This is a genomic window from Pseudomonas sp. HY2-MNA-CIBAN-0224, from assembly GCF_040310285.1.
Lineage (GTDB): Bacteria > Pseudomonadota > Gammaproteobacteria > Pseudomonadales > Pseudomonadaceae > Aquipseudomonas > Aquipseudomonas helleri.
Genome location: NZ_JBEOPQ010000125.1, coordinates 1 through 2,227, shown reverse-complemented (window position 1 = coordinate 2,227; position 2,227 = coordinate 1). Strand labels below are relative to the sequence as shown.

Annotated in this window: 2 protein-coding genes; both read right to left on the bottom strand. The window is 60.2% G+C overall.

Going from position 1 to position 2,227, the window contains the following annotated elements; translation table 11 throughout:
• Positions 1 to 86 precede the first annotated feature (86 nt).
• Entirely contained in the window at positions 87 to 575 is a 489-nt protein-coding gene (gene tadA, locus AAEZ03_RS25635) for a tRNA adenosine(34) deaminase TadA (RefSeq protein WP_048367027.1), read from the bottom strand.
• Complete coding sequence (locus AAEZ03_RS25630) at positions 575 to 1,951, bottom strand: multicopper oxidase family protein (RefSeq protein ID WP_350582498.1); 1,377 nt, start codon at positions 1,949 to 1,951, stop codon at positions 575 to 577. The genes tadA and AAEZ03_RS25630 overlap by 1 nt, the downstream gene beginning before the upstream one ends.
• Between the last annotated feature and the right edge of the window lie 276 nt (positions 1,952 to 2,227).

Genomic DNA, 2,227 nt, shown 5'->3' with positions numbered 1-2,227 from the left:
GGAAGGCAAACTTAGCGTCTGCCACCCTGATATGTGCGTTTGTCGGGCAAAGCGAAAGACAGTTGGCTCCTACAGGGGGCAGCAGATTATTTCGCCCGGCGGGCCTTGAAGAATTCGCTGAGGATGGCGCCGCATTCGTCGGCCAGCACCCCGCCCTCAAACAGCACCCGATGGTTCAAAAAGCCTTGGGTAAAAAATTGCCCCTGGCTTTGCACAATCCCGGCCTTGGGCTCCAGCGCACCAAACACCACCCGCGATACCCGTGAATGCACGATCAAGCCTGCGCACATGCTGCACGGCTCGAGCGTCACGTACAGCGTGCTGCCGGGCAGCCGGTAGTTGCTGGCCGCCGTGGCTGCGGCGCGGATGGCGACCATCTCGGCATGGGCGCTGGGGTCACTGCCGCTGATGGGGCAGTTGAAACCCCGGCCGATGATTTCACCGTTTTGCACCAGCACCGCGCCCACCGGCACTTCACCCAAGGCCGCGCCTTGCGCCGCCAGCGCCAGCGCTTCACGCATAAAGTCTTGATCGCGGCTGCGGTCGATAATCTGGGGTTGACGCCCTTGTCGCATCAGGAAACCTCAATAGCGGCCATAAGGCCGGTTTCCATGTGGTCTATCACATGGCAGTGGAACATCCACACGCCGGGATTATCGGCCACCAGGGCCACGCGGGCACGCTCGTTTTTGCCCAACAAGTACGTGTCGGTGAAATACGGCGTGATTTTTTTGCGATTGGACGCCAGCACCTTGAAGCTCATGCCGTGCAGGTGGATCGGATGCTGGTACTGGGTCATGTTCTTGAATTCAAACACGTAGCTCTGGCCCAGCTTGAGCTTGGCAATCGGCCGGTCAGCACAGGTTTTGTCTTTGATCTCCCAGGCCACGCCGTTGATCTGCCACAGGCTCGGCGGCTGATCCGTGCCCAGGTTCTCGGACACAGAACCGACCCATTCAAAGTTGAAATTGATCTTCTCGGCCTTGTCGACATCAGGCTCGGCAATCGGATTGGCCGGCAAGGCGGGCGGCCATTGTGCAGGTGCATCGTTATTAGCCACCGACAACAGTGTGCCCAAACGCACCGGGCCATCGCGCAACGACAGTTCTTCACCCGCCGCCGGTGCCTTGATCGCCAGGCAAATACGCATGCCGGGGCCCAGCCAATATTCTTTGCCCAGCGGGCGCGGCGCGATGGGGTTGCCATCCAGCGCATAGATTTGTGCCTCGACACCGGGAATATTCAGGCGATAGGTCAGGGTGTTATCGAGGTTGAGAATCCGCACGCGGGTAATCTGCCCGGCGGGCAATTCAATGGTCGGCACATGGCTGCCATTGATCGTCGACAAGCGCCCCGCCGTACCGCCACGCGCGGCCTCACGGGTGATGCTGAAAGGCAGAAAGTTGCCTTCTTCATCGACGTGCCAGTTTTTAATGCTCAGCGTGCGCTCGTGCTTGAAGCCCGTAGGCTCGCGCTCTTCGACAATCAGCGGGCCGACCAGACCACGGCCCAGTTCTTCGCTGCTGTTGACGTGGGGGTGATACCAGTAGCTGCCCGCATCGGGCACGCGGAACTTGTAATCGAAGTATTCGCCGGGCAGTACCGGCAATTGCGAGACGTACGGTACGCCGTCCATTTCCAGAGGCAGGCGGATGCCGTGCCAATGGATCGTGGTCGCAACCGGCAGATGGTTGATAAACCGCACGCGCAGCCATTCGCCTTGGCGCACCCGCAACTCAGTGCCCGGCGCCGAAGGGCCAAAGGCCCAGGCCTCGGTCTGATGACCGGGCACCAGCTCGACGTCCAGCGGCGCGGCAATCAGCTCGTAATCGTGACCGGCCTGCTCATCGGCCATCTTGCCCAACCAGTAACGCGAAGCGCCCCCTGCGCCAACACCCACCACGACCAGGCCGGCTAAACCACCGAGTATTTGTCGACGGGTAAAGGACATGGACTTAACTACCTCTCGTATCCGGCGCGGGCTCAGCGCCCGCAAAAGGCGAATACGATACACCTGCAACTGCGAAACAGTAAGGGTGGGGTGACGACGGACTGCAAAAGCCCCTCACCCTGGCCCTCTCCCAAGGGAGAGGGAACCGACCGGGGATATTGCAGAGGTGCAGCAATGTGAAATGACTCCATTGAATCCATGTAGTGGTCAACTAATTCCGGACACCTCGATAGGTTGTTTCCACGCCATCGCCCGTTCGTAATCGGTCGGTGGCAG

Coding starts and splice junctions, on each gene's coding strand:
- tadA (WP_048367027.1), bottom strand. CDS start 575: ATGCGACAAGGGCGTCAACCCCAGATTATCGACCGCAGCCGCGATCAA.
- AAEZ03_RS25630 (WP_350582498.1), bottom strand. CDS start 1,951: ATGTCCTTTACCCGTCGACAAATACTCGGTGGTTTAGCCGGCCTGGTC.